This is a genomic window from Kitasatospora sp. NPDC048239 (assembly GCF_043202015.1).
Classification (GTDB): Bacteria; Actinomycetota; Actinomycetes; order Streptomycetales; family Streptomycetaceae; genus Kitasatospora.
In genome coordinates this window covers 226,184-251,899 of record NZ_JBICZP010000006.1, presented here as the reverse complement: position 1 = coordinate 251,899, position 25,716 = coordinate 226,184, and the positions used below count along the sequence as shown (strand labels likewise).

Annotated in this window: 24 protein-coding genes; 2 read left to right on the top strand and 22 right to left on the bottom strand. The window is 72.5% G+C overall.

Annotation, left to right across the window (positions count from 1 at the left end):
* Positions 1-20: 20 nt before the first annotated feature.
* Together fmt and def are read right to left on the bottom strand one after the other, a co-directional pair.
* On the bottom strand, positions 21-956 hold the full coding sequence (fmt, locus tag ACGFZP_RS18755) for a methionyl-tRNA formyltransferase (protein WP_392933976.1): 936 nt from the start codon (positions 954-956) through the stop codon (positions 21-23).
* 43 nt (positions 957-999) lie between these two features.
* A complete protein-coding gene (def, locus tag ACGFZP_RS18750) occupies positions 1,000-1,545 on the bottom strand; it encodes a peptide deformylase (protein WP_392933974.1) in 546 nt (181 codons plus the stop codon).
* Between the two features lie 244 nt (positions 1,546-1,789).
* On the opposite strand from def, the gene ACGFZP_RS18745 reads away from it, so the two are divergent.
* Complete coding sequence (locus tag ACGFZP_RS18745; protein WP_392933972.1) at positions 1,790-2,392, top strand: hypothetical protein; 603 nt, start codon at positions 1,790-1,792, stop codon at positions 2,390-2,392.
* Positions 2,393-2,476: 84 nt separating this feature from the next.
* On the opposite strand, the gene ACGFZP_RS18740 is transcribed toward ACGFZP_RS18745, so the two are convergent.
* From ACGFZP_RS18740 to pyrR, 14 genes are all read right to left on the bottom strand, one after another.
* Positions 2,477-4,564 (bottom strand): primosomal protein N', encoded by a 2,088-nt coding sequence (locus ACGFZP_RS18740; protein WP_392933969.1) that lies wholly within the window; start codon positions 4,562-4,564, stop codon positions 2,477-2,479.
* A 145-nt stretch (positions 4,565-4,709) separates the two neighbouring features.
* Complete coding sequence (gene metK / locus ACGFZP_RS18735; RefSeq protein WP_392933968.1) at positions 4,710-5,918, bottom strand: methionine adenosyltransferase; 1,209 nt, start codon at positions 5,916-5,918, stop codon at positions 4,710-4,712.
* Positions 5,919-6,069: 151 nt separating this feature from the next.
* Entirely contained in the window at positions 6,070-7,305 is a 1,236-nt protein-coding gene (coaBC, locus tag ACGFZP_RS18730; RefSeq protein WP_392933965.1) for a bifunctional phosphopantothenoylcysteine decarboxylase/phosphopantothenate--cysteine ligase CoaBC, read from the bottom strand.
* Positions 7,306-7,517: 212 nt separating this feature from the next.
* A complete protein-coding gene (gene rpoZ, locus ACGFZP_RS18725) occupies positions 7,518-7,784 on the bottom strand; it encodes a DNA-directed RNA polymerase subunit omega (RefSeq protein WP_387952142.1) in 267 nt (88 codons plus the stop codon).
* Between the two features lie 37 nt (positions 7,785-7,821).
* Positions 7,822-8,379, bottom strand: coding sequence for a guanylate kinase (gmk, locus tag ACGFZP_RS18720; protein ID WP_392933962.1), 558 nt, complete (start codon positions 8,377-8,379; stop codon positions 7,822-7,824).
* Between the two features lie 48 nt (positions 8,380-8,427).
* Positions 8,428-8,754, bottom strand: coding sequence for an integration host factor, actinobacterial type (gene mihF, locus ACGFZP_RS18715; protein ID WP_030056187.1), 327 nt, complete (start codon positions 8,752-8,754; stop codon positions 8,428-8,430).
* A gap of 327 nt (positions 8,755-9,081) precedes the next feature.
* The gene (gene pyrF, locus ACGFZP_RS18710) at positions 9,082-9,915 is read right to left on the bottom strand and encodes an orotidine-5'-phosphate decarboxylase (protein ID WP_392933959.1); all 834 of its coding nucleotides are present in this window, start codon (positions 9,913-9,915) and stop codon (positions 9,082-9,084) included.
* Between the two features lie 124 nt (positions 9,916-10,039).
* Positions 10,040-11,140 carry a quinone-dependent dihydroorotate dehydrogenase gene (locus ACGFZP_RS18705; RefSeq protein WP_392933956.1) on the bottom strand — a complete coding sequence of 367 codons (1,101 nt, stop codon included), beginning with the start codon at positions 11,138-11,140 and terminating at the stop codon, positions 10,040-10,042.
* Positions 11,141-11,257: 117 nt separating this feature from the next.
* A complete protein-coding gene (carB, locus tag ACGFZP_RS18700) occupies positions 11,258-14,569 on the bottom strand; it encodes a carbamoyl-phosphate synthase large subunit (protein ID WP_392933953.1) in 3,312 nt (1,103 codons plus the stop codon).
* A complete protein-coding gene (gene carA, locus ACGFZP_RS18695; RefSeq protein WP_392933952.1) occupies positions 14,562-15,719 on the bottom strand; it encodes a glutamine-hydrolyzing carbamoyl-phosphate synthase small subunit in 1,158 nt (385 codons plus the stop codon). The genes carB and carA overlap by 8 nt, the downstream gene beginning before the upstream one ends.
* Positions 15,716-16,282: a hypothetical protein gene (locus ACGFZP_RS18690; RefSeq protein ID WP_392933949.1), complete on the bottom strand. Its 567-nt coding sequence runs from the start codon at positions 16,280-16,282 to the stop codon at positions 15,716-15,718. Before ACGFZP_RS18690 ends, carA begins: the two co-directional genes overlap by 4 nt.
* Positions 16,279-17,583, bottom strand: a complete 1,305-nt coding sequence (locus ACGFZP_RS18685; protein WP_392934677.1) for a dihydroorotase — start codon at positions 17,581-17,583, stop codon at positions 16,279-16,281. Before ACGFZP_RS18685 ends, ACGFZP_RS18690 begins: the two co-directional genes overlap by 4 nt.
* A gap of 26 nt (positions 17,584-17,609) precedes the next feature.
* Positions 17,610-18,587: an aspartate carbamoyltransferase catalytic subunit gene (locus ACGFZP_RS18680; RefSeq protein ID WP_392933947.1), complete on the bottom strand. Its 978-nt coding sequence runs from the start codon at positions 18,585-18,587 to the stop codon at positions 17,610-17,612.
* Between the two features lie 5 nt (positions 18,588-18,592).
* The gene (pyrR, locus tag ACGFZP_RS18675) at positions 18,593-19,216 is read right to left on the bottom strand and encodes a bifunctional pyr operon transcriptional regulator/uracil phosphoribosyltransferase PyrR (protein ID WP_392933944.1); all 624 of its coding nucleotides are present in this window, start codon (positions 19,214-19,216) and stop codon (positions 18,593-18,595) included.
* A gap of 328 nt (positions 19,217-19,544) precedes the next feature.
* Between pyrR and ACGFZP_RS18670 the strand changes: the two genes are divergently transcribed.
* Positions 19,545-20,048, top strand: coding sequence for a transcriptional regulator (locus tag ACGFZP_RS18670; protein ID WP_031072501.1), 504 nt, complete (start codon positions 19,545-19,547; stop codon positions 20,046-20,048).
* 140 nt (positions 20,049-20,188) lie between these two features.
* Here the strand turns inward: ACGFZP_RS18670 and ACGFZP_RS18665 are convergent, their stop codons facing one another.
* The 6 genes from ACGFZP_RS18665 to ACGFZP_RS18640 all read right to left on the bottom strand — a co-directional run bounded on the left by ACGFZP_RS18665 (position 20,189) and on the right by ACGFZP_RS18640 (position 25,701).
* Entirely contained in the window at positions 20,189-21,166 is a 978-nt protein-coding gene (locus tag ACGFZP_RS18665; protein ID WP_392933941.1) for a hypothetical protein, read from the bottom strand.
* A 167-nt stretch (positions 21,167-21,333) separates the two neighbouring features.
* Positions 21,334-22,161: a thioesterase family protein gene (locus ACGFZP_RS18660; RefSeq protein ID WP_392933938.1), complete on the bottom strand. Its 828-nt coding sequence runs from the start codon at positions 22,159-22,161 to the stop codon at positions 21,334-21,336.
* A gap of 127 nt (positions 22,162-22,288) precedes the next feature.
* Positions 22,289-22,726 (bottom strand): transcription antitermination factor NusB, encoded by a 438-nt coding sequence (gene nusB / locus ACGFZP_RS18655; RefSeq protein WP_350521226.1) that lies wholly within the window; start codon positions 22,724-22,726, stop codon positions 22,289-22,291.
* A gap of 4 nt (positions 22,727-22,730) precedes the next feature.
* Positions 22,731-23,294, bottom strand: coding sequence for an elongation factor P (gene efp / locus ACGFZP_RS18650; RefSeq protein WP_392933936.1), 564 nt, complete (start codon positions 23,292-23,294; stop codon positions 22,731-22,733).
* An 83-nt stretch (positions 23,295-23,377) separates the two neighbouring features.
* Positions 23,378-24,484, bottom strand: coding sequence for a M24 family metallopeptidase (locus ACGFZP_RS18645; protein WP_392933934.1), 1,107 nt, complete (start codon positions 24,482-24,484; stop codon positions 23,378-23,380).
* Positions 24,485-24,561: 77 nt separating this feature from the next.
* On the bottom strand, positions 24,562-25,701 hold the full coding sequence (locus tag ACGFZP_RS18640; RefSeq protein ID WP_392933932.1) for a HoxN/HupN/NixA family nickel/cobalt transporter: 1,140 nt from the start codon (positions 25,699-25,701) through the stop codon (positions 24,562-24,564).
* Positions 25,702-25,716 lie beyond the last annotated feature (15 nt).

The following is a 25,716-nucleotide window of genomic DNA, read 5'->3' as shown; positions in this document are numbered from 1 at the left end:
CCCGGGGGTCCCGGGCCCGGTCAGCCCTCGAACCGCTCGCCGGACTCGATCCGGGCGCCTCGGGCCCAGTCCGCGGCGCGCATCGGCTTCTTGCCCTGCGGCTGGACCTCGCCCAGCTCGATCTCGTGGCTGCCGGTGCCGACCCGCACGCTGTTCTTGGCGATGGCCAGCTCGCCGGGGGCGAGCGTGCTCGCGTCGGTCAGCAGCCTGACGGCGCCGGAGACCTTCAGCCGCTCGCCGCGGAACACGGTCCACGCACCCGGCGCGGGGGCGCAGCCGCGCACCAGGCGGTCGACCCGCAGGGCGGGGTGGGTCCAGTCGATGCGGGCGTCCTCGACGCTGATCTTCGGCGCGAGCGTGACGCCGTCGGCGGGCTGGGCGACGGCGTGCAGGGTGCCGTCGGCGATGCCGTCCATGGTGGCGGTGAGCAGCCGGGCGCCGGAGTGCGAGAGCCGGGTGAGCAGTTCGCCGCTGGTGTCGGTCGGGCGGATCTCCTCGGTGAGGATGCCGTACACCGGGCCGGAGTCCAGGCCCTGCTCGATCAGGAAGGTGGACGCGCCGGTGACCTCGTCGCCGGCCAGCACCGCGTGCTGCACGGGAGCCGCGCCGCGCCAGGCGGGGAGCAGCGAGAAGTGCAGGTTGACCCAGCCGTGCTTGGGGATCTCCAGCGTCCCGGGGCGCAGCAGCGCGCCGTACGCGACCACCGGGCAGCAGTCGGGGGCGAGTTCGGTGAGCCGGGCGACGAACTCGGGGTCGCTGGGCTTCGCGGGCTTGAGGATCTCGATCCCGGCCTCCTCGGCGCGCTGGGCGACGGGGCTGGCGACGAGCTTGCGGCCGCGCCCGGCGGGGGCGTCGGGGCGGGTGACCACCGCGACGACCTCGTGCCGGTCGGAGGCGAGCAGGGCGTCCAGGGCGGGGACGGCGACCTCGGGGGTGCCGGCGAAGACGAGGCGCATCAAGTGCCTTTCTGCTGAGGGATGTTCGAGGAGTGGGGCGGGGTCAGCGCGCTGCGCCGAAGGTGCCGTGCGGGGAGATCTTCACGACCGGGGCGGGGCCGCCGGCCCAGTCCGTCTCGCGGATCGCCTTCAGCGCGGCCTTGCGCTGCTCGCGGTCGAGGCGGTCGATGAAGATGATGCCGTCGAGGTGGTCGGTCTCGTGCTGGATGCAGCGGGCGAGCAGTTCGGTGCCCTCGATGGTCACCGGGTCGCCGTACATGTTGAAGCCCTTGGCGACCACGCCGTGGGCGCGCTTGGTGTCGTAGCGCAGGCCGGGCAGCGAGAGGCAGCCCTCGGGGCCGTCCTGCTCCTCGTCGGTCAACGCCAGGTCCGGATTGATCAGGTGCCCGGTGACGCCACCCACATGGTAGGTGAACACCCGCAGGGAGATGCCGAGTTGAGGTGCCGCCAGGCCGGCGCCGGGGGCGTCGAGCATGGTGTCGGTGAGGTCCTTGACGAGGTTGCGCAGCTCCTTGTCGAAGGTGGTCACCGGCTTCGCGGTGGCCCGCAGGACGGGGTCTCCGAAGATGCGGATCGGCTGGATCGCCACGGGGTACGGGCTCCTGTCCGTCGGGGGTCGCGGGCTGCTGGGCATCGGCTGGCCGTCGGCAAGTCTATGCAATCGCGACCGGTCCCCTTCGGTCGCGCCCGGGCATCTGGCATATCCCGAGTGGGCCCGCTGCGTGACCCCGGCCCCCGGTCCGGCGTTGGTCAAGTGAGATTGACCGGGGCCGGGGCGCACGGGACACCGCGCTCCGGCCGAGCTGAACCGTACGGAAGGTGGCACGTAAGCCATGGCCGAGCAGATCAACCACGACGCCCGGGCGCGGGCGAGCCTGCACCTGCTGGTGCGGGACATCGAGCGGGTGAGGCGGCAGGTCGACGCGCTGCGGACGCTCACCGCCCAACTGGGCAACGTCTACCGGCCCCGGCGGCCCAGCACCTCGGCCGGGTTCGTGGTGTACGGGCGGGCGCCCGCCCCGACGGTGCGCCTGGCCCAGGAGCTGCGCGAGAGCGTGGAGACGCTGGTGGCGGCGGCGGTCGAGTTCGACCGGGCCCTGGGCTTCTCATGGGACTCGGTGGGCTCGGCCCTCGGGGTCACCAAGCAGGCGGTGCACCGGCGGTACGGGATGCGCAGGCCGACCAGCGAGCTGCTGGCGGCGGGCGGGGTGCCGGCGGGCGGCGTACCGGGCGTGCCCGGGCCGAGTCGGCCGGACCGCTCCGAGGAGCTGCCCGGCCATGCTCCGGGCCACAGCCCGGCGGCCGGACCGGCCCCGACCGGCCTGGGCGCCACCGTCCCGGCGGCCCGGCAGGGCGGCCTGGACCGCAGCGCCCTCGACCGTGCCGGCCTCGACCGCGCCGGCCTGGACCGCACGGGCGTCCCGCTGCGCGGCTGAGCAGAGCGGACCCGACGGGTGGTCGATCGTCGACGGCCGATGATCGACCACCCGCAGCCGCCCCACCCCACGGGCCGCCCCACCTCACCCGATGTCCAGCGGATCGATCCGCACCTTCACCGGATCCGGCGTCCGCAAGGCGATCCGCGCGATCTGCGCCGCCTTCAGCGCCGCCGCCAGCGCCGCCCCCTGCCCGGGCGGCACCCGCAGCAGCGCCCGCTCCTGCTCCTCCCCCCGCAGCGCCGGAGCCTGCACCGGCCCCAGCACGTCCGCCTCGGCCGGCAGCCGCACCAGCCCCAGCAGGTCGGCCACCGCCGCCGGGCTCCCCGCCACCGAGGCCATCCGCGACACCGGCGGAAAGTGCAGCTGCGCCCGCTCCTCCAGCTCCAGCCCGGCGTGCCCCAGCGGATCCCACCGCACCAGCGCCTGCACCGGCCGCGCACCCGGATCGGCGACGACCACCACCGTGCCGCCCTCCACCGCCGGCCGCACCAGCGCGGCCGCGGTCAGCCAGAGCCGCAGCGTCTCCTCCCCCGCCCGCAGGTCGGGCCGCCCCAGCAGCGCCCAACCGTCCAGCAGCAGCCCGGCCGCATACCCGCCGCCGCCCTCGACCACCGGCTCGGCGCCCGGCGTGGAGATCACCAGCGCGGGCTCCGCGGGCACGGTCGCCAGCACCGCGTCCCGCCCCGAGGTCCGGACCGGGATCCGCGGAAAGGCCTTGCCCAGCTCCTCCGCCGTCCGCCGCGCGCCGACCACCTGGGCCCGCAGCCGGAACGAGCCGCACTCCTGGCAGTGCCAGTCGGCCTCGGCCTCCCCGCACCATCCGCAGCGCAGCGGCGCGTCGGCGGCCGCCGACTCCAGCGGGCCCTCGCACCGGCGGCAGCGGGCCGGCGTCCGGCAGCGCCCGCAGGCCAGCCGGGGCACGTACCCGCGCCGGGGCACCTGGATCAGCACCGGCCCGCCGGCCGCCAGGGCGTCCCGGGCGACCTCCCAGGCCACCGAGGGCAGCCGGGCGGCCTGCGCGGCCGCGTCCCGGTGCTGGTCGAGCTCGGTGACGGTCCGGACCCTGGGCGCCACCTGCCGCACGGTCTCCCGCTCGGCGGCCAGCGGCCGCGCCCAGCCCGTGTTCACCAGCTGGGCGCCCTCCACCGTCACCGCGTGCCCGCCGAGCAGCACGCCCGCGCCCTCCTCGGCCGCGCGCAGCAGCGCGACCTCGCGCACGTGCGGGTGCGGGGCGCGCGGGTCGCTGTGGCTGCCGTCACCGTCCGACCAGACGACGACCAGCCCGAGGTCCCGGACCGGCGCGAACATGGTGGCGCGGGTGCCGATGGCGGCCTGGACCGAGCCCCGGCTCACCGTCAGCCAGCGCCGGTAGCGCTCCTGCGGCCCGAGGTCGGCCGCCAGGGTGGCGTGCCGCCCCTCCCCGAGCAGCTCGGTGAGCGCCCGGTCGACCCGCGCCGTGGTCCGGCCGTCGGGCAGCACGACCAGCGCCCCGCGCCCGCTCGCCAGCGTCGCGGCGACGGCCCGCGCGATCTCGTACGGCCAGCCGGGCCCGGGCAGCGCCGTCCAGACGGCGCGCGGCGACCCGCCGCCGGCCAGCGAGGCCAGGAACTCCGCCCCCGCGGGGTAGCGCGACCAGCCGCCCGGCGGCGGGGCCTCCGGGCGCGACAGCGGCTCGGGCGAGGGCTCGGCCTCCGCCTTGGCGTGCCGCGGCGGTACGGCGAGCTGCAGGACGTCCGCCAGGGTGCCCGCGTACCGGTCGGCGACCGTCCGGCAGAGCCGCAGCAGCTGCGGGGTGAGCACCGGCTCGGGCGAGAGCACCTGGGCGAGCGGCGCCAGCGGCCCGGGGAAGTCGCTCTTCTCCAGCCGCTCGACGATGAACCCGTCGTGCAGTTCCCCGCCCTCGCGCTGGCCCTTGACCACGCGCGCCCCGAAACGCACCCGCACCCGGGCGCCGGGCCGGGCGTCCTCGGCCATCGCGGCGGGCACCTCGTAGTCGAAGAACTTGTCGATGGTCAGCAGACCCTTGTCCACCACCACCCGGGCCACCGGCAGGTGCTCGGCCCGTTTGGCACCGCGCCAGGTACGGGGCTTCGCCCGGCGGACCGTCTCCCGGATGAACGCCAGCTGCTCCGGCGCCCCGCCCTCGTCACTCCCCTGCGTGCTGCTCATCGCTCCCAGTACTACCAGGTCCCACCGACAGGGCCCGCCAACGGACCCCGTCGACACAACGCCGCAGGCGGCGGCCACCCCGGTTGCGGGGCGGCCGCCGCCTGCGGTCGGAACCACCTGCGGTCACGTCGGCATACGACGGACGTCAGTCCTGCACGGCCTTCTTCAGCAGCTCGACCCGGTCGGTCCGCTCCCAGGTGAAGTCCGGCAGCTCACGGCCGAAGTGGCCGTACGCCGCGGTCTGCGAGTAGATCGGACGCAGCAGGTCCAGGTCGCGGATGATCGCGGCCGGGCGGAGGTCGAACACCTCGGTGACGGCCTTCTGGATCGAGAGGACCGGCACGGTCTCGGTGCCGAAGGTCTCCACGAACAGGCCGACCGGCTCGGCCTTGCCGATCGCGTACGCGACCTGCACCTCGGCGCGGCGGGCGAGGCCGGCGGCGACGATGTTCTTCGCCACCCAGCGCATCGCGTACGCGGCCGAGCGGTCCACCTTGGACGGGTCCTTGCCGGAGAAGGCACCGCCGCCGTGGCGGGCCATGCCGCCGTAGGTGTCGATGATGATCTTGCGACCGGTGAGGCCGGCGTCGCCCATCGGGCCGCCGATCTCGAAGCGGCCGGTCGGGTTGACCAGCAGGCGGTAGCCGTCGGTCACCAGCTTGATGCCCTGGTCGGCCAGCGCCTTCAGCTCCGGCTCAACGACGAACTCGCGGATGTCCGGGGTGAGCAGCGAGTCGAGGTCGATGTCGCTCGCGTGCTGCGAGGAGACCACCACGGTGTCCAGGCGGACGGCCTTGTCACCGTCGTACTCGATGGTGACCTGGGTCTTGCCGTCGGGGCGCAGGTACGGGATGGTCCCGTTCTTGCGGACCTCGGACAGGCGGCGCGAGAGGCGGTGCGCGAGGGTGATCGGCAGCGGCATCAGCTCGGGCGTCTCGTCCGACGCGTAGCCGAACATCAGGCCCTGGTCGCCGGCGCCCTGCTTGTCCAGGTCGTCCTCGTCGCCCTCGACCCGGGCCTCGTACGCGGTGTCGACGCCCTGCGCGATGTCGGGCGACTGGGCACCGATGGACACCGACACGCCGCAGGAGGCGCCGTCGAAGCCCTTCTTGGAGCTGTCGTAGCCGATCTCCAGGATCTTGTCCCGGACGAGCTGGGCGATCGGCGCGTACGCCTTGGTGGTCACCTCGCCGGCCACGTGCACCTGGCCGGTCGTGATGAGCGTCTCCACGGCGACCCGGGAGGTCGGGTCCTCCCGGAGGAGAGCGTCAAGGATGGTGTCGCTGATCTGGTCAGCGATCTTGTCGGGGTGTCCCTCGGTCACGGATTCCGAGGTGAACAGGCGGCGAGACACAGCGCTCCCTGGGGTTGCAGCGGCTGCTGACTGAAGGCCCCCGGCGAACCGGGGACATCCGGAAAGACTTGATTCCTGGATTCTAACGGGCACCTACCGGCAACCGTCACCCGCTTCCATAAAGAGAGACTCGAGAATCACTAGTATCCGTTCACCCCGCGATCGCCGGGAGACGCTTCCCGATCAAATCCCACACCACATCGGCAAGCGCCTCCTTGGGACCCACCGGAACGGGTGTCTCACTACCGTCCGAGCCCAGAACCACGGCCTCGTTGACGTCCGTACCGAAGGCCTTGCCGTCGCCGACCTCGTTGACCACCAGCAGGTCGCAGCCCTTGCGGGCGAGCTTGGCGCGGCCGTTGGCGAGCACGTCGTCGGTCTCCGCCGCGAAACCCACGACCAGTTGGCCCGAACGGGGACGGTGCGCGGAGAGCTCGGCCAGCACGTCCGGGTTGCGCACCAGCGCGACCGGGGCCGGCTCGACCCCCTCGACCTTCTTGATCTTGCCGGTGGCGTACTCGGCGGGCCGGAAGTCGGCCACCGCCGCGGCCATCACCACGGCGTCCGCGTCCGCCGCCGCCGCCAGCGCGGCCTCCCGCAGCTGCAGCGCGGTCGAGACGTGCACCACGTCGACCCCGGCCGGGTCGGGCAGCTCCGCGTTGGCCGAGACCAGCGTCACCCGGGCGCCCCGGGCGGCGGCCGTGACGGCCAGCGCGTAGCCCTGCTTGCCCGAGGAGCGGTTGCCGAGGAAGCGCACCGGGTCCAGCGGCTCACGGGTGCCGCCGGCCGAGACCACCACGTGCCGGCCCGCCAGGTCGTCGCCGGCCCCGCCCCGGCGCAGCACCGCCCGGCAGGCGTCGAAGATCGCGCCCGGGTCGGGCAGCCGGCCCTTGCCGGTGTCGACGCCGGTCAGCCGCCCGACGGCCGGCTCCAGCACGATGGTGCCGCGGCGGCGCAGCGTCGCGACGTTCTCCCGGGTGGCCGGGTGCTCCCACATCTCGGTGTGCATCGCGGGTGCCAGCACGACCGGGCAGCGCGCGGTGAGCAGGGTGTTGGTGAGCAGGTCGTCGGCCAGCCCGTGGGCGGCCTTGGCCAGCAGGTCCGCGGTGGCGGGCGCGACCACGACCAGGTCGGCCTGCTGGCCGATCCGCACGTGCGGCACCTCGTGGACGCGGTCCCAGGTCTCGGTGGCGGCCGGGCGGCCGGAGAGCGCGGCCCAGGTCGCCTCGCCGACGAAGTGCAGCGCGGCGGCCGTCGGCACCACGGTCACCTGGTGGCCGGACTCGGTGAAGCGGCGCAGCAGCTCGCAGGCCTTGTAGGCGGCGATGCCGCCGCTGACGCCGAGGACGACGCGCGGGGCGTCCGTCCGGTCCGAAGTCGCGCTCATTTTCCCGCTTTCCTCCGCCTCTGGGACTTGGCTCACCCTACGACCCCCCGGCGATCGGCCGCACTGTGGTGGACCACACAGCCCCCGGGCATGCCGAAGGGCCCGGCGGAAACGATTCCGCCGGGCCCTTCCAAGCTCTACCGAGGCCACGGTCCACCTGTGTCGACCGGGCCTCGAAGGCCCCGGCCCTGCCCGGGTCCACCGGAAAGGGCTCAGGCCCCCTCGATCGCCTCGGCGGTCAGCATGCCCGCGTTGATCTCGCGCAGCGCGATCGACAGCGGCTTCTCGTGCACGTGGGTGTCGACCAGCGGGCCGACGTACTCCAGCAGGCCCTCACCGAGCTGCGAGTAGTACGCGTTGATCTGACGCGCGCGCTTGGCGGCGTAGATCACGAGGCTGTACTTGGAGTCGGTGGCCTCAAGCAGCTCGTCGATCGGCGGGTTGATGATGCCCTCGGGCGCGGTCATAGAAGAGGACACGCGAAAACCTTCCGAAAGGGTGGAAAAGACAGACAGGTCAGGCTACACCGAGCAAGGCTAGCAGTTCGGCCGCTACCTGTTCGACGGAGGTGTTGACAAGGGTCGTGTCGAACTCCTCTTCGGCGGCCAGCTCGACCTTGGCGGCCTCCAGACGCTTCTCGATCACGTCCTGGGCCTCGGTGCCCCGGCCGGTGAGCCGGCGGACCAGCTCGTCCCAGCTCGGCGGAGCCAGGAACACCAGCTGCGCCTCGGGCATCGACTCGCGCACCTGACGGGCGCCCTGCAGGTCGATCTCCAGCAGGACGGGCTCGCCGCGCTCCAGCTTCTCCAGCACCGCCGAGCGGGGCGTGCCGTAGCGGTTGCCCGCGAACACGGCCCACTCCAGCAGTTCACCGTTGGCGATCAGCTTGTCGAACTCGTCGTTGTCGACGAAGTGGTACTGGACCCCGTTCTGCTCGCCTGGCCTCGGGTGGCGGGTCGTCGCCGACACCGAGAGCCAGACCTCGGGGTGCTGCTTCCTCATATGAGCGACGACCGTGCTCTTGCCGACCCCCGAAGGGCCGGAGAGCACGGTCAGCCGCGGACGCTCACTCATGCACCGATTATCCCGGATCGCGGACGATCCCGGGACCACGGGGCACGGTCAGGCGGCACCGCCGCCGAACTCCCGCTCCAGGGAGGCGATCTGGTTCGTACCGAGGCCGCGGACCCGGCGGCTCTCACTGATGCCGAGGCGCTCCATGATCTGCTTGGCACGGACCTTGCCGACGCCCGGAAGGGACTCGAGAAGGGCCGAGACCTTCATCTTGCCGATCACGTCGTTGTCGGCCTTGCCGGCCTTGATCACCTCGTGCAGGGAGGCGCCGGAGTGCTTGAGCCGGTTCTTGACCTCGGCGCGCTCCCGGCGAGCCTCGGCGGCCTTGGCGAGCGCGGCTGTGCGCTGTTCAGGGGTAAGGGGCGGAAGAGCCACGCCGTTCACCTCAGGGTGTGGAAGGAAGGGATTGAGCTATGACTGGTTTGGTTCCCAGGGCGCCGGCCGCAGGGGAACCCAATGGCTCTGACCTGCGAGAGCAACGGTATTCGCGGCTCTTCGACGACCTATCGCCGGACACTACCCGGATTGCGGCGCCACGTCAGGAAAAGAACACGAAAAGTCCTGGTCAGCCAAGGCCGACCAGGACTTTACCGGGCAAAACGACCCCGATTCAGGCTCTTTCGAAGGGGCGATGTGACGGCGCTCACGTCAAGCCGTCAGGGCTCGCGCCACCCCGTCGCGCCACTGCGCAGGGTCACGGGGTCACTTCACGGCGTCCGCGTACTCGTCGACGAAGCGCTGCGCGGCCTCCCGCAGGGCCGGAACCGACGGCCCGTGCCGGAGCACGTCGCGGCTGACGCTCGGCACCACGTTGCGCACCGAGGCGCCGAACACCCGGGGCAGGTCCGCCATGGTCGCGCCCTGGGCGCCGATCCCTGGGGCCAGCAGCGGGCCGTTGATCGCCAGGTCCGCACCCGCGTCCGCGAGGGTCGCGCCCACCACCGCGCCGAAGGAGCCGAGCGGCTCGGCGCCGGCGTTCTCGGCGGCCAGCTGCCGCAGCACCGAGGCGGCCACCGACTCACCGTCCGCGCCGCGGGCGCGCTGCACCTCGGCGCCCTCCGGGTTGGAGGTGAGCGCCAGCGCGAAGACGCCCGCGCCGTTGGCCGCGGCCAGGTCGAGCGCCGGGCGCAGCGAGCCGAAGCCCAGGTAGGGGCTGACGGTCACGGCGTCCGAGAACAGCGGGCTCGCCGGGGAGAGGAAGGCCTCGGCGTAGGCGGCCATGGTGGAGCCGATGTCACCGCGCTTGGCGTCCATCAGGACGAGGGCGCCGGCCGCGCGGGCCTCCTCGACGGACTTCTCCAGGACGGCGACGCCCCGGCTGCCGAAGCGCTCGAAGAAGGCGGCCTGCGGCTTGAGCACGGCCACCCGGTCGGCCAGCGCCTCGACCACGGTGCGGCTGAAGGTCTCCAGGCCCGCCACGGAGTCCTCCAGTCCCCAGGCGGCGAGCAGGGAGGCGTGCGGGTCGATGCCGACGCACAGCTGGCCGCGGGTGTCGAGGGCGTGGCGCAGACGGGCACCGAAGGGGGCGAGGGTCATGACGTCCTTTCCGGGACGGTCGGCGGGGCGGTCACAGGTGGCGGGGCCGTGAGTGGCGCAGCCGTAGGTGACGGAGTCGTCAGTGGCGGAGCGGCCGTGGGCGCCGGGGCCCACGCCAGGGGTTTCAGGAGGCCTTGGCGCTGCCCACGGCGGCGGCCAGGTTGCGGAAGCCCCCGGCGCGGACCTTGGCGGAGAGGCCCTTGTGGATGCGGCGGCACCAGAACGGCCCCTCGTAGATGAAGGCGCTGTAGCCCTGGACCAGGTCGGCGCCGTGGACGATCCGCTGCCAGGCGTCCTCGGCGGTCTCGATGCCGCCGACCGAGACCAGCGTCAGCCGGCCCCCGGTCCGGGCGCGCAGGCGCTGCAGCACCTCCAGCGCGCGGGCCTTGAGCGGGGCGCCGGAGAGGCCGCCCATGCCGATCTCCTCGATCCGGGCGGCGCTCTCGCGCAGGCCCTCGCGGCCGATCGTGGTGTTGGTGGCGATGATGCCGTCCAGGCCCAGCTCCAGGGCGAGGTCGGCGACGGCGTCGACGTCCTCGTCGGCCAGGTCTGGGGCGATCTTGACCAGCAGCGGGACGTGGTGCGCGGTGGAGCGGTCGGCGGCCTCGCGGACGGCGGCCAGCAGCGGGCCGAGGTGCGAGACGGCCTGGAGGTTGCGCAGCCCGGGGGTGTTCGGCGAGCTGACGTTGACCACCAGGTAGTCGGCGTACTTGGCGAGGCGCTCGGTGGACTTCACGTAGTCCTCGATCGCGTCGGCCTCCTCGACCACCTTGGTCTTGCCGATGTTGATGCCCACGACGGGCGTGGAGCTGGTGTGCGGACGGGCCGCGAGGCGGGCGGCGACCCGGGCCGAGCCCTGGTTGTTGAAGCCCATCCGGTTGATCAGCGCGCGGTCCTCGACCAGGCGGAACAGCCTCGGTTCGGGGTTGCCGGGCTGGGCCTCGCCGGTGATGGTGCCGATCTCGACGTAGTCGAAGCCGAGCATCGACAGGCCGTCGATGCCGACGCCGTTCTTGTCGAAGCCGGCGGCCAGGCCGAACGGGCCGGGCAGGTCCAGGCCGAGGGCGGTGGTGCGCAGCGCGCGGTCGCGCGGGGCGAGGACCAGGCGGGCCAGGGTGCGCAGGCCGGGTACCGAGGAGGCCAGCCGGATCCAGAAGAAGGCGAGGTGGTGGGCCTTCTCGGGGTCCATCTTCTTGAAGACGAGGTCGAACAGGAGTTTGTACACGGCGAGTCCCAACGAAGGAGCGGGCGAAGTCCGTCGGAAGAAGGATGGGGGCGGCGACGGGCCGGGGCATGGAAGTGGGGGGCACCCGGCGGTTCGGTGCCCCCCACGGAGGTGGTGCTACTTGGCGCGGCCGGCGTTGATCAGCTCGGCGTGCTCCTGGAGCGACATGACCCCGACCTCGTCGCGCAGCAGCGCGTCGATGCCCTGGACGGCGGCGCCCATGGCCTGGACGGTGGTCAGGCAGGGCACGGCGCGGGCGACAGCGGCGGTGCGGATCTCGTAGCCGTCGAGGCGGCCGCCGGTGCCGTACGGCGTGTTGATGATGAGGTCGACCTCACCGTCGTGGATCAGCTGGACGATGGTCTTCTCGCCGTTGGGGCCCTCGCCCTCGCTGTGCTTGCGCACCACGGTGGCGGGGATGCCGCCGCGCTGGAGCACCTCGGCGGTGCCGGAGGTGGCGAGCACCTCGAAGCCGAGGCTGACCAGGGCGCGGGCCGGGAAGACCAGGTTGCGCTTGTCGCGGTTGGCGACGGAGACGAAGACCTTGCCCTTGGTCGGCAGCGCGCCGTAGGCACCGGCCTGCGACTTGGCGTACGCCGTGCCGAAGACCTTGTCGATGCCCATGACCTCGCCGGTGGAGCGCATCTCCGGGCCGAGCACGGTGTCCACGCCGCGGCCGTAGATGTCGCGGAAGCGGCTCCACGGCATCACGGCCTCCTTGACGGAGATCGGGCAGTCGGCGGGCAGCGTGCCGCCGTCGCCCTCGGCCGGGAGCAGGCCCTCGGCGCGCAGCTCGGCGATGGTGGCGCCGAGCGAGACCCGGGCGGCGGCCTTGGCCAGCGGCACGGCCGTCGCCTTGGAGGTGAACGGCACGGTGCGGGAGGCGCGCGGGTTGGCCTCCAGCACGTAGAGGATGTCGCCGGAGAGCGCGAACTGGATGTTGATCAGGCCGCGGACGCCGACGCCGCGGGCGATCGCCTCGGTGGAGGCGCGCAGCCGCTTGATGTCGTAGCCGCCGAGGGTGATCGGGGGCAGGGCGCAGGCGGAGTCGCCGGAGTGGATGCCGGCCTCCTCGATGTGCTCCATGACGCCGCCGAGGTAGAGCTCGGTGCCGTCGTAGAGCGCGTCGACGTCGATCTCCACCGCGTCGTCGAGGAAGCGGTCGATCAGCACCGGGTGCTCGGAGATCAGGCCGGCGTGCCGCTCCAGGTAGGAGGCGAGCGAGGCCTCGTCGTAGACGATCTCCATGCCGCGGCCGCCGAGCACGTAGGACGGGCGGGCGAGCACGGGGTAGCCGATCTCGTCGGCGATGGCCTTGGCCTCCTCGAAGGAGAAGGCGGTGCCGTGCTTGGGGGCCGGCAGGCCGGCGTCGCGCAGGACGCGGCCGAAGGCGCCGCGCTCCTCGGCGAGGTCGATCGCCTCGGGCTGGGTGCCGACGATCGGCACGCCGTTGTCCTTGAGCGCCTGGGCCAGGCCGAGCGGGGTCTGGCCGCCGAGCTGGACGATGACGCCCGCGAGCGGTCCGGCCTGCTGCTCGGCGTGGACGATCTCCAGGACGTCCTCCAGGGTGAGCGGCTCGAAGTAGAGCCGGTCGGAGGTGTCGTAGTCGGTGGAGACGGTCTCCGGGTTGCAGTTGACCATCACGGTCTCGTACCCGGCGTCGGCCAGCGCGAAGGAGGCGTGGACGCAGGAGTAGTCGAACTCGATGCCCTGGCCGATGCGGTTCGGGCCGGAGCCGAGGATGATCACGGCGGGCTTGGTGCGCGGGGCGACCTCGCTCTCCTCGTCGTAGGACGAGTAGAAGTACGGGGTCTTGGCGGCGAACTCGGCGGCGCAGGTGTCGACGGTCTTGAACACCGGGCGGATGCCGAGGGCGTGCCGGACCTCGCGGACGACGTCGGGGCGCAGGCCGCGGATCTCGCCGATCTGCTGGTCGGAGAAGCCGTGCCGCTTGGCGTGGCGCAGCAGCTCCGGGGTGAGCTCACCGGCCTCGGCCAGCTCGGTGGCGATCTCGTCCAGCAGGAAGAGCTGGTCGACGAACCACGGGTCGATCCTGGTGGCGTCGAACACCTCCTCCGGGGTGGCGCCGGCCCGGATGGCCTGCATGACGGTGTTGATCCGGCCGTCGGTGGGGACGACGGCCTTCTCCAGCAGCGCGGCCTTGTCGCCGACCGGGCCGACCCAGGTGAACTGGGAGCCCTTCTTCTCCAGCGAGCGCAGCGCCTTGTTCAGCGCCTCGGGGAAGTTGCGGCCCATGGCCATGGCCTCGCCGACCGACTTCATGGTGGTGGTCAGCGTCGCGTCGGCGCTCGGGAACTTCTCGAAGGCGAACCGCGGGACCTTCACCACGACGTAGTCGAGGGTCGGCTCGAAGGAGGCCGGCGTCTTCTCGGTGATGTCGTTGGGGATCTCGTCCAGGGTGTAGCCCACCGCGAGCTTGGCCGCGATCTTGGCGATCGGGAAGCCGGTGGCCTTGGAGGCGAGCGCCGAGGAGCGCGAGACGCGCGGGTTCATCTCGATGACGATGACCCGGCCGTCCACGGGGTCGACCGCGAACTGGATGTTGCAGCCACCGGTGTCGACGCCGACCTCGCGGATGACGGCGATGCCGATGTCGCGCAGAATCTGGTACTCGCGGTCGGTGAGCGTCATCGCCGGGGCGACGGTGATCGAGTCACCGGTGTGCACGCCCATCGGGTCGAAGTTCTCGATGGAGCAGACGACCACGACGTTGTCGTTCTTGTCGCGCATCAGCTCCAGCTCGTACTCCTTCCAGCCGAGGATGGACTCCTCCAGGAGCACCTCGGTGGTCGGCGAGAGGGTCAGGCCCTGGCCGGCGATGCGGCGCAGGTCCTCCTCGTTGTGGGCGAAGCCGGAGCCGGCGCCGCCCATGGTGAAGGAGGGCCGGACCACGACCGGGTAGCCGCCGAGGGTGTCCACCCCGGCCAGCACCTCGTCCATGGTGTGGCAGATGACCGAGCGGGCGGACTCGCCGTAGCCGATCTTGGCGTTGACGGCCTCGACGACACCCTTGAAGAGCTCGCGGTCCTCGCCCTTGTGGATCGAGTCGACCTTGGCGCCGATCAGCTCGACGTTGTACTTGGCGAGCACGCCGTTGGCGTCCAGCGAGATCGCGGTGTTGAGCGCGGTCTGGCCGCCGAGGGTGGGCAGCAGCGCGTCCGGGCGCTCCTTGGCGATGATCTTCTCGACGAACTCCGGGGTGATCGGCTCGACGTAGGTGGCGTCGGCGATCTCCGGGTCGGTCATGATCGTGGCCGGGTTGGAGTTGACCAGGATGACCCGCAGGCCTTCGGCCTTGAGCACCCGGCAGGCCTGCGTGCCGGAGTAGTCGAACTCCGCGGCCTGGCCGATCACGATCGGGCCGGAGCCGATGACCAGGACGGACTTGATGTCGGTGCGCTTAGGCACGCTGGCCCTCCATGAGCTTCACGAAACGGTCGAAGAGGTAGGCCGCGTCGTGCGGGCCGGCTGCCGCTTCGGGGTGGTACTGCACGCTGAAGGCGGGCACGTCGAGCGCCTGGAGGCCCTCGACCACATCGTCGTTGAGGCAGACGTGGGAGACCTCGACGCGGCCGTAGGGCGTGTCGCTCACCTTGTCGAGCGGTGCGTTCACGGCGAAGCCGTGGTTGTGCGCGGTGACCTCGACCTTGCCGGTGGTGCGGTCCTGCACCGGCTGGTTGATGCCGCGGTGGCCGTACTTGAGCTTGTAGGTGCCGAAGCCCAGCGCGCGGCCGAGGATCTGGTTGCCGAAGCAGATCCCGAAGAACGGGGTCTTGCGCTCCAGCACGCCCTGCGCCACGGCGACCTGGTGGTCGGCGGTGGCCGGGTCGCCCGGGCCGTTGGAGAAGAAGACGCCGTCGGGGGCGACCGCGTACACGTCCTCGATCGTGGCGTTGGCGGGCAGCACGTGCACCTCGATGCCGCGCTCGGCCATCCGCTGCGGGGTCATCGCCTTGATGCCGAGGTCCAGCGCAGCGACGGTGAACCTCTTCTCGCCGACCGCGGGCACCACGTAGGGCTCGACGGTGGCGACCTCGGCGCACAGGTCGGCGCCCTTCATCTCGGGCGCCTGCTGCACCCTGGCGAGCAGCGCGGCCTGGTCGGCCAGCGCCTCGCCGGAGAAGATGCCGCAGCGCATCGCGCCGCGCTCGCGCAGGTGCCGGGTGAGCGCCCGGGTGTCGATGCCGCTGATGCCGACGACGCCCTGGGCGACCAGCTCGTCGTCCAGCGAGCGGCGCGAGCGCCAGTTGGAGGCGACCCGGGCGGGGTCGCGCACGACGTACCCGGCGACCCAGATCTGCTTGGACTCGTCGTCCTCGTCGTTCCAGCCGGTGTTGCCGATCTGCGGGGCGGTCATCACGACCACCTGGCGGTGGTACGAGGGGTCGGTGAGGGTCTCCTGGTAGCCGGACATGCCGGTGTTGAAGACCGCCTCGCCGAAGGTCTCGCCGACCGCGCCGTAGGCCTGGCCGTGGAAGGCCCTACCGTCCTCCAGGACGAGCACGGCGGGCACGCGCTCCCGCCGTTGGCGCTGCGTGGTGGGGGCAGGTGCGGTCATTGAGCGGCCTCTTCCGTCTTCTTCGTCGTCGTACGTGTGGCAAGGTGGGCGATCGCCTCGACCCAGGCGGCGTGCTCGTCGGGGTGGTCGAACCGGAACCCGGAGTCCAGCTCGGTGCTCTCGTGCGTCCAGGTCACGACGAGCAGCCCGGCCGGGACGACCTTGCCGGCGATCCCGGAGTCGGTCCGGGCCCCGGCCAGCTGTCCGGCGGGGATCCAGAGGTCCACGTCACCGGGGCGCCGGACCAGCAGGCCGTCCTCGCCGAGGGTCAGATCGGCGCGGCTGCGGGTGCCCAGGCCGTGCGCGACGACCCGGTCCAGCCAGTTCCCGGCGGTGGTGCTGCCGTGGTACCGGCCGCTGGTCTCCAGGATGGTCCGGCCGGCGCCGTCCGGCACGGCGGGCAGCGGCGGGATGCCGGACTGCAGGGTGCGCCGCCAGTTCCAGCCCTGGCGCATCAGCCAGTAGACCAGGCCGATCACCAGCATCAGGCCGACCGCCCACCCGATGTACCCGGGCCAGTTGGCGACCTTGGCCTGCTCCTGGGCGAGGAGGGCGGGACTCATACGAGGCCGCCCTGCTCGGCCAGCTCGCCGGCCAGCACGGTGGCGGTGCCGCGCAGGAAGGTGGCGTGCACCCGTCCGGGCAGGTCGAGGCCCCGGTAGGGGGTGTTGCGGCTGCGGGTGGCGAAGCTGTCGGGGTTCACGGCACCACGGTACGCGGGATCGAACAGCACCAGGTTGGCAGGCTCACCGACCGAGATGGGCCGTCCGTGGCCGGCCAGCCGGCCGATCCGGGCAGGGCGGTGCGACATCCGGTCGGCGACGCCCTCCCAGTTCAGCAGGCCGGTGTCGACCATGGTCTGCTGGACGACCGACAGCGCGGTCTCCAGGCCGACCATGCCCATCGCGGCGACGGCCCACTCGCAGTCCTTGTCCTCGGCCGGGTGCGGCGCGTGGTCGGTCGCGACGGCGTCGATGGTGCCGTCGGCGAGCGCCTTGCGCAGCGCCTGGACGTCCTCTGCGGTGCGCAGCGGCGGGTTGACCTTGTACACCGGGTCGTAGGAGCGGACCAGCTCGTCGGTGAGCAGCAGGTGGTGCGGGGTGACCTCGGCGGTGACGTCCCAGCCCTTGGCCTTGGCCCAGCGGATGATCTCCACCGAGCCCGCCGTGGAGACGTGGCAGACGTGCAGGCGCGAGCCGACGTGCGCGGCGAGCAGCACGTCGCGGGCGATGATCGCCTCCTCGGCGACGGCCGGCCAGCCGCCGAGGCCCAGCTCGCCGGAGACCTGGCCCTCGTTCATCTGGGCGCCCTCGGTGAGCCGCGGCTCCTGGGCGTGCTGGGCGACGACGCCGTCGAAGGCCTTCACGTACTCCAGCGCGCGGCGCATGATGACCGCGTCGTCGACGCACTTGCCGTCGTCCGAGAAGACCCGCACACCGGCGGCGGACTCGTGCATCGCGCCGAGCTCGGCGAGCTTCTTGCCCTCCAGGCCGACGGTGACGGCGCCGACCGGCTGCACGTCGCAGTAGCCGGACTCCTGGCCGAGCCGCCAGACCTGCTCGACCACGCCGGCGGTGTCGGCGACGGGGAAGGTGTTGGCCATCGCGTGCACGGCGGTGAAGCCGCCCTTGGCGGCGGCCTGGGTGCCGGTGAACACCGTCTCGGCGTCCTCGCGGCCGGGCTCGCGCAGGTGGGTGTGCAGGTCGACCAGGCCGGGCAGGACGACCAGGCCGGTGGCGTCGATGTCGATGTCCGCCTCGATGTCGAGGCCGGTGCCGATCGCCTTGATGACGCCGTCGGCGAGGTGGAGGTCCTGCGGGTCGCCGCCGAGGATCTGGGCGTTGCGGATCAGGTAGGTGACCATGGTGTCGGTTCGCTCGCTTCGCTCGTTCACTGGGCGGTCTCGCTGGAGTCGGTGCGGGGGGCGTCGGCGAGGGTGGCTCCGCCGAGCAGCAGGTACAGGACGGCCATCCGGACGGAGACGCCGTTGGCGACCTGCTCGACCACCGTGCAGCGCGGTGAGTCGGCGACCTCGGCGGTGATCTCCATCCCGCGGACCATCGGACCGGGGTGCATCACGATGGCGTGCTCGGGCAGCTGCGCCATCCGCGGGCCGTCCAGGCCGTAGCGGCGGCTGTACTCGCGCTCGGTCGGGAAGAACGCGGCGTTCATCCGCTCGCGCTGGACCCGCAGCATCATCAGCGCGTCCGTCTTGGGGAGCACGCTCTCCAGGTCGTAGCTGACCTCGCAGGGCCAGTTCTCGATGCCGATCGGCACCAGCGTCGGCGGGGCGACGAAGGTGACCTGGGCGCCGAGGGTGGTGAGCAGGTGCACGTTGGAGCGGGCGACCCGGCTGTGCAGGATGTCGCCGACGATGGTCACCCGGCGGCCCGCGAGGTCGTGGCCGGCCCCCGGGTTGAGGTGGCGGCGCATGGTGAAGGCGTCGAGCAGCGCCTGGGTGGGGTGCTCGTGGGTGCCGTCACCGGCGTTGATGACGCTGCCGTGCAGCCAGTCGGACTGGGCCAGCCGGGCCGGCGCGCCGGAGGCGTGGTGCCGGATGACGACCGCGTCGGCGCCCATCGCCTGCAGGGTGAGCGCGGTGTCCTTGAGGCTTTCGCCCTTGGAGACGGAGGAGCCCTTGGCGGAGAAGTTGATGACGTCGGCGGACAGCCGCTTCTCGGCGACCTCGAAGGAGGTCTTGGTGCGGGTGGAGTCCTCGAAGAACAGGTTGACGACGGTGCGGCCACGGAGCGTGGGCAGCTTCTTGACGGCCCGTCCGGAGAGCTGGGCCAGCTCCTCGGCGGTGTCCAGGATCAGCAGCGCGTCGTCGCGGGTGAGATCGGCGGCGGAGACGAGGTGGCGCTTCACGCGGGCTACTCCGGGAGGTGCGGTTCGGACGGCTGGGAGGCCAGGGCCTGCGAGGAGCGGGCGGTGTAGTCGCGGTCGCCGACCAGGACGGCGTCCACGCCGTCGGTGTCGGCGAGGCGGACCTGCACGGCCTCGCGCAGCGAGGTGGGGAGGTTCTTGCCCACGTAGTCGGCGCGGATCGGCAGCTCGCGGTGGCCGCGGTCGACCAGGACGGCGAGCTGGACGGCGCGCGGGCGGCCGATGTCGTTGAGCGCGTCGAGCGCGGCCCGGATGGTGCGGCCGGAGAAGAGCACGTCGTCGACGAGGATGACGAGCTTGCCGTCGATGCCGCCGGACGGGATCTCGGTGTGCTCCAGGGCGCGCGCGGGCTTCAGCCGCAGGTCGTCCCGGTACATGGTGATGTCCAGGGTGCCGAGCGGGATCTCGGTGCCGGTGATCTGGGCCAGCCTGGCGTGCAGGCGGCGGGCCAGGTGGACGCCCCTGGTGTGGATGCCGAGCAGCACGACGTCCTCCGCGCCCTTGGCGCGCTCGACGATCTCGTGCGCTATCCGGGTGATCACCCGGGTGATGTCCGTACCGTCCAGCACCTGGTGCGGCGGCCGTGGCGTCGATTCGTGGTGTGCGGTCATGCCGAAGCGGACCTCCTTCCCCGCCTCACTGGACGGGCCTTAAAGGATGTCTGGAACGCCCCCGCCGACGCGGCGCGGGCTCCGGCCATGCTACCAGCGCGGCCGGCGGCAAATGGACCTCCACCATTCCGCTTCACCCGGTTAACGCCTTCGACGCGCCCCCGATGCGGGCCATTCGCACGACTGCCCCATTCGGCTTGACGCAACTACCTCACTCTACGTAACCTCACAGTGAGTTACGAGACTGGCGTCGAACCCACCGGTAACGACGTCGGCAATCGCCCGTGACCCACCACTGAACGCGAAGCAATCTCGTCCGGGGAGATCAATGTCCAGCGACTACGCGAAGCAACTCGGAGGCAAGCTCCGAGCGATCCGCACTCAGCAGGGGCTCTCCCTGCACGGTGTCGAGGAGAAGTCCCAGGGGCGCTGGAAGGCAGTCGTCGTCGGCTCGTACGAGCGCGGCGACCGTGCGGTCACCGTGCAGCGGCTGGCCGAGCTGGCGGAGTTCTACGGCGTCCCCGTGCAGGAGCTGCTGCCCGGCGGCACGCCCGGCGGCGCGGCCGAGCCGCCGCCGCGCCTGGTGCTGGACCTGGAGAGACTGACCCAGGTCCCCTCCGAGAAGGCCGGTCCGCTGCAGCGCTACGCGGCGACCATCCAGAGCCAGCGCGGCGACTACAACGGCAAGGTGCTCTCGATCCGCCAGGACGACCTCCGCACGCTGGCCGTGATCTACGACCAGTCGCCGTCGATCCTGACCGAGCAGCTGATCTCCTGGGGCGTGCTGAACCCCGACGCGCGCCGTGCGGTGCGCGAGGAGGAGGCAAGCTGACCGCTCGCCCCACCGGCTCCACCAGCAGGGACGCGTCAACGGATACCCGTAGGCGACCCGTGCAGGGCCTGCAGAAACGTCACGGCGCGGCCCCCGGCATTCCACCGGGGACCGCGCCGTCGCGCTTTCCACCGCGGCGCTCAGCAGACCGTGCCGAGGCTGAAGCCCGGCTCCGCCGGCACCCCGTCCAGCCGCACCGCGGCCGCGGTCGGCGCCCAGTCCTGACCGCCGCTCGCCCAGGCCCACGCGATCGGCCGGTACTCCCCGCAGGCCGCCGCCGAGCCCTGCGAGCCGTGCAGCACCGCCAGGCCGGGCAGCTCCCGGGCCAGGCCCGCGCAGAGCACCGCGCAGACCAGCTCCAGGTCCTCGTCGTTGATCCGGACGACGCCGTCCTCCCACTGCAGCACCCTGGCGGCGGCGGACAGCCGCCCGCCCGGCGCGTCCACCGCCACGCGCAGCTCGTAGACCCCGCATCCGGCCCCGACCAGCATCCGGCGGAAGACCTCGGCGCCGCGCTGGTAGGCCTCCCGGACCGACCGCGCCTGCACCGCCCCCGCGGCGTCCGTACCGGCGCCGCCGTCCGCACCTGCCACGCCGTCCGCGCCGCCCGTACCGGCCGGGCCCTCCGCGTAGAGGCCCCCGTCGAGCAGCAGGTCGGCGTGGCGCAGCGTCAGGCCGTTCTCCCGGGCCCGGGCCAGCCGCGGGAGGAAGTCCCCGGTCAGCTCCTCGCCCTGATAGGCCAGCAGCTGGGTCTGCAGCGGAGGGTTGACCAGGTAGCGGTCCCGGGCGGCCGGCTCGGCCGGATCGACCCCGTGCAGCAGGCAGAACTCTTCGAAGTCCTGCGGGTGGAACATCCGGGCCCGGACCGTGCGGAAGCGCCGCCGCGCCTCGGTGAGCAGCTCGGCGGTGTCGCGCAGGTAGTGGTCGTAGTCGGGGGCGTCGGACAGCTGCCAGGCCCGGGCCCGCTCGAAGTCGGCCTCGCTGGTCAGGATCCCGATGACGAAGGCCTGCTCACCGCGGTCGGCCCGGCGCCGCTCGTGCAGCGACCGCGCCCGGGGGCGGGGGCCTGCGGCGGCGGTGCAGTCGGTGGTGCGGCGGGCGCGGCCGTTGCGGCTCATCGAGGGCTCCTGGGGGCGGATGGCGGTCAGCGGCGGGGGTGCCGCTGACCGTTGTCCTCCCCAACCCCGCGTGCCGCACACGTACGGCGTGTCACAGGAATGTAACCGACGGTGAGCCGTGCGTGCCGGGCGCCCGGACCGGGCCCGGAGCCCCGCGCGGGGGCGGGTCAGGCCTGGCGCGGCACCCGGGCCAGCTGGCGGGACTGCGCGACCAGGCGTCCGGACTCGTCCCAGACCTCGGCGTCCTCCTCGAAGTAGCCGCCGGCCAGGTTGCGGGTCGCGTGCGTCACCCGCAGCCAGCCGGGCACCGGCCTGGCCCGCAGGTGGACGGTGAGCTCGACGGTGGGCGCCCAGCCGGGCATCCCGAGGTCGAAGGTGACGGGCGGCAGCGCGTCGGCGACCAGCAGGAGCAGCAGCGGGTCGGGGTCGCGGCCGTCGGCGAGCTTGAACCAGCCCTGGATCCGCCCGTTGCCGGACGGCTGTCCGAGCGCCCAGCCGACGGTCGCCGGGTCGAGTCTGAGGTCGAAGCGCTCCAGCAGCGCGGCCTGCTCGATCAGCTGGCGGGGGGCGTGCTCCATGCCGATGCACTGGTCCGGCGGCGGCAGCTGCGGCGGGGTCGCACTGGTGCGCACCTCGCCGTCGGCGGTGGCGAGGTCACCGTGGCTGGCGACCACCCGCAGCCGCTCCACGCCGTCCTGGCTGAGCGAGGCGGTGCCGGTGGACAGGCCGCGGCCGGTGCGCAGCACCTCGGTGCGCACGGTGGCGGGGCCCGGGCGGGAGGCCGAGAGGTAGTAGCCGCTGATCGAGACCGGGTCGGGGTGGTCGCCGTGCTCCAGGGAGAGCGCGTGGCCGGCCATCGCGAGCAGCAGTCCGCCGTTCACCCCGCCGCCGATCTGCCAGCCGGTGCCCAGGTCGCCGTCGTAGCGGCCGGGCTCGTCCGGGTGCGGGGTGAGCGCGATGCCCTGGTCGAACTCGCTGCGGGTCGCCGTGGTCATGGGGGTGGCCTGCCCTTCACTGCGGGGGTTACCGGTGAGTAGGGGCCCAACATACGCCACCCGGTTGAACGCACGACGGCCGCCGGACCACTTCCGGTCCGGCGGCCGTCGGCCGATGCGCGTCCTACTACCGCCGAATGCTCGGCTTCAGCTCCAGGAAGCGGGCGAGCAGGCCGTTGACGAAGGCCGGGGAGTCGTCCGTGGAGAACTCCTTGGCGATCTCGACGGCCTCGTCCAGGACGACCGCGTCCGGGACGCCGTCCTCCCAGATCAGCTCGTACGCGCCGAGCCGCAGGACGTTGCGGTCCACGATCGGCATCCGGTCGAGCGTCCAGCCCACCGCGTACTGCGAGATCAGGTCGTCGATCCGGCGGGCGTGCTGAACGTAACCCTCGATCAGCTCCATGGTGTACTCGCCGACCTGGGGGGTGCCCTCGTCGGGCTTGGGGTCCCGGGCGCGGGCCACCCAGTCGGCGAGGACCTGCTGCGGGTCGACCCCGCGGTGGTCGGCCTCGAAGAGGATCTGGAAGGCCCGCGTGCGGGCCTTGCTGCGTGCGGCCGACACGGACTTACTTCACCCGGCCGAGGTAGCTGCCGTCGCGGGTGTCGACCTTGATCTTCTCGCCGGTGACGATGAAGAGCGGGACGGCGATCTCGGCGCCGGTCTCCAGGGTGGCCGGCTTGGAGCCACCGGTGGAGCGGTCGCCCTGGACGCCGGGCTCGGTGTGCGAGATGGTCAGCTCGACCGAGGCCGGGAGCTCGATGTACAGCGGCGAACCGTTGTACATGGCCACGAGGGCCTCGAAGCCCTCGAGCAGGTACTTCGCGGCGTCGCCGACGACGGCGGGCTCGATCGTGGTCTGGTCGTACGTGTCCGTGTCCATGAACACGAAGTTCTCGCCGTCCTTGTACGAGAACTGCATGCCGCGCTTGTCGACATTGGCGGTCTCGACCTTGGTGCCGGCGTTGAAGGTCTTGTCGACGACCTTGCCCGTCAGGACCTCCTTGAGCTTCGTGCGCACGAAGGCCGGGCCCTTGCCGGGCTTGACGTGCTGGAACTCGACGACGGACCAGAGCTTGCCGCCCTCCAGCTTGAGGACCATGCCGTTCTTGAGATCGTTCGTGGAAGCCACGGGCGCACTAACTCCTGGATATAGCTGTCAAGGAACCAAGGGTTGCGTCCTGCCGCCCGCAGCAGCCGCACGACGGCCGCGGGTCACAGGGCGAGGAGCTCCTTGGTGGTGATGGTGAGCAGCTCGGGCCCGCCCTCTTCGAGGGGGCGCACCACGAGCGTGTCCTCGATCCGGACACCGCCCTTCCCCGGGAGGTGGACCCCAGGACCGACGGTGACCGGCACGCGGCTGTCCAGTTTACCCATGTCCGAGGGCCCCAGGCGCGGCGCCTCCCGGATCTCCAGCCCGATGCCGTGGCCGACCGGGTGGGGAGAGGCCTCGGTGTGCCCCGCGGCCTGGAGGATCTCCCGGGCGGCCTGGTCGGGTACGTACTGCTCCACACCCGGGCCGAGCGCCTCCCGGGCGGCCCGCTGGGCCCGGAACACCAGCCGGTGCAGCTCCACCTGCCAGGGCGCGGGCGCGGCCCCGATCACGAAGGTCCGGGCGGTGGAGACGCCGTAGCCGCGGTACTGGGCGCCGAGCACGACGGTGAGGAAGTCGCCCTCCTCGACCCGGCGGTCGGTGGGCTGGTGGGCCTGCTGCCCGGAGTGGCTGCCGGTGCCGACGGAGACCGGGAAGGCCGCCCGGTCGGCGCCGTGGTCGATCATCCGGCGCTCCAGCTCCATCGCGAGGTGCCGCTCGGTGCGGCCGACGAGGATCGACTCCAGCAGCTCGCCGAGCGCCTGGTCGGCGATCTCGGCCGCGATCCGCAGGTCGGCGATCTCGTGCTCGTCCTTGACCACGCGCAGCCGTTCGACGGCCTGCGCCAGGTCCGCCAGCCGGACGCCCTCGGCCAGCCCGGCCACCGCGCGGTGCCGGCTGACGGTCAGGTCGTGCTCCTCCACCGCCAGGTCCGCGACCCGCAGCCGGACGGCCGCGGCGGCCGCGGCCAGCACGGTGTCCGCGCCGGCGGCCACCGGCAGCTGGGTGAGGTCCTCGCCGATCGCGCGGTCCCCGGTGTCGTCCGGCGGCAGGTCGTCCGGCAGGGCCAGCACCACCCGCTCCCGGGTGAGCAGCACACTCGCCCCGCACGGCGGGCATCCGGTCAGGTACCGGACGTTCGCCGGCCGGGTGATCAGCGCCGCATCGGCCCCGGACGCACTGCAGTGCTCCCTCAGCCGCTCCCGCCGGCCCGCGTACGCATCAGCCATGCGTCGAGCCTACGGAGCCCCACCCCGATCCGCCCGCCGAGCAGACCCGACCGGGCAGCCCCCGCCGCCGGGCCGCCTCAGCCCTCCGTCGGAGCCGGGGCCTGGGCCCCCTCCGGGGACGGGGTCCAGCGCTGTTCGACCCTGGCCAGCCGCCAGTACGCGATCGCCGCTCCCCAGACCACCACGAAGAGGCCGACGAGCACGTAGCCGACGTTGTCCAGCGACAGCTCCGCGATCCACCCGCTGACCGGGTCGGTCAGATCCAGCTTCTCGTGCAGCACCCCGACCAGTTCGATGGTGCCGATGACGAAGGCCACCGCGATCGACAGCCCGGTGATGGTCAGGTTGTAGAACACCTTGCGCACCGGGTTGGAGAACGCCCACTGGTAGGCGAAGTTCATGAACGTCCCGTCCAGCGTGTCGAACAGGCTCATCCCCGCCGCGAACAGCAGCGGCAGGCAGACGATCGCGTACCAGGGCAGGCCCGCCGCCGCGCCGGAGCCGGCCATCACCATCAGCGTCACCTCGGTCGCGGTGTCGAAGCCGAGGCCGAGCACCATGCCCACCGGGAACATCTGGCCGGGCCGGGTGATCGAGCGGGTGGCCCGGTTCAGCACCCGGGCCAGGAAGCCGCGCGCGTTGAGGTGCTCCTCCAGCTCCGCCTCGTCGAACCGCCCGGCCCGCATCGACCGGAACACCTTCAGGATGCCCAGCAGGGCAACCAGGTTGAGCGCGCCGATCAGGTAGAGGAAGGCCCCGGAGGCGGTGGTGCCGACCACGCCGAGCCACTTGTGGGTGGCGGACTCGTCGTCCATCAGCGTGTTGGCCAGCTGGGCGCCGCCCGCCACCAGGGCGGCCATCAGGACCACCATCGAGGAGTGCCCGAGGGCGAACCAGAAGCCCACCGAGACGGGCCGCTTGCCGTCCGCCATCAGCTTGCGGGTGGTGTTGTCGATCACCGCGATGTGGTCGGCGTCGAAGGCGTGCCGCATGCCGAGCGTGTACGCGGTGACACCCAGGCCCACCCCGAAGACCTGGGTGCCGACCGCGTACTCCTGGGGGGCGACCAGGAAGACGAGCGTTCCGAAGGCCACCACGTGCATGGCCAGGATCACCCCCATGAGCCCTGCCGTGCGGATCGTGTCCTCCCGCCGCCAGCGGAAGGACGGCAGCACGGCGGACGGCGCCGGCACAGCGGCGGTTTCGGGCAGGGTCATCGTGGGATCACGCTC

Bases quoted from the DNA above. Each gene is read 5' to 3' on its own strand.
- fmt (WP_392933976.1), bottom strand. From the start codon at position 956: ATGCGCCTCGTCTTCGCCGGCACCCCCGAGGTCGCCGTCCCCGCCCTG.
- ACGFZP_RS18745 (WP_392933972.1), top strand. From the start codon at position 1,790: ATGGCCGAGCAGATCAACCACGACGCCCGGGCGCGGGCGAGCCTGCAC.
- ACGFZP_RS18740 (WP_392933969.1), bottom strand. From the start codon at position 4,564: ATGAGCAGCACGCAGGGGAGTGACGAGGGCGGGGCGCCGGAGCAGCTG.
- coaBC (WP_392933965.1), bottom strand. From the start codon at position 7,305: ATGAGCGCGACTTCGGACCGGACGGACGCCCCGCGCGTCGTCCTCGGC.
- gmk (WP_392933962.1), bottom strand. From the start codon at position 8,379: ATGAGTGAGCGTCCGCGGCTGACCGTGCTCTCCGGCCCTTCGGGGGTC.
- pyrF (WP_392933959.1), bottom strand. From the start codon at position 9,915: ATGACCCTCGCCCCCTTCGGTGCCCGTCTGCGCCACGCCCTCGACACC.
- carA (WP_392933952.1), bottom strand. From the start codon at position 15,719: ATGACCGCACCTGCCCCCACCACGCAGCGCCAACGGCGGGAGCGCGTG.
- ACGFZP_RS18690 (WP_392933949.1), bottom strand. From the start codon at position 16,282: ATGAGTCCCGCCCTCCTCGCCCAGGAGCAGGCCAAGGTCGCCAACTGG.
- ACGFZP_RS18685 (WP_392934677.1), bottom strand. From the start codon at position 17,583: ATGGTCACCTACCTGATCCGCAACGCCCAGATCCTCGGCGGCGACCCG.
- pyrR (WP_392933944.1), bottom strand. From the start codon at position 19,216: ATGACCGCACACCACGAATCGACGCCACGGCCGCCGCACCAGGTGCTG.
- ACGFZP_RS18670 (WP_031072501.1), top strand. From the start codon at position 19,545: ATGTCCAGCGACTACGCGAAGCAACTCGGAGGCAAGCTCCGAGCGATC.
- ACGFZP_RS18665 (WP_392933941.1), bottom strand. From the start codon at position 21,166: ATGAGCCGCAACGGCCGCGCCCGCCGCACCACCGACTGCACCGCCGCC.
- ACGFZP_RS18660 (WP_392933938.1), bottom strand. From the start codon at position 22,161: ATGACCACGGCGACCCGCAGCGAGTTCGACCAGGGCATCGCGCTCACC.
- ACGFZP_RS18645 (WP_392933934.1), bottom strand. From the start codon at position 24,484: ATGGCTGATGCGTACGCGGGCCGGCGGGAGCGGCTGAGGGAGCACTGC.
- ACGFZP_RS18640 (WP_392933932.1), bottom strand. From the start codon at position 25,701: ATGACCCTGCCCGAAACCGCCGCTGTGCCGGCGCCGTCCGCCGTGCTG.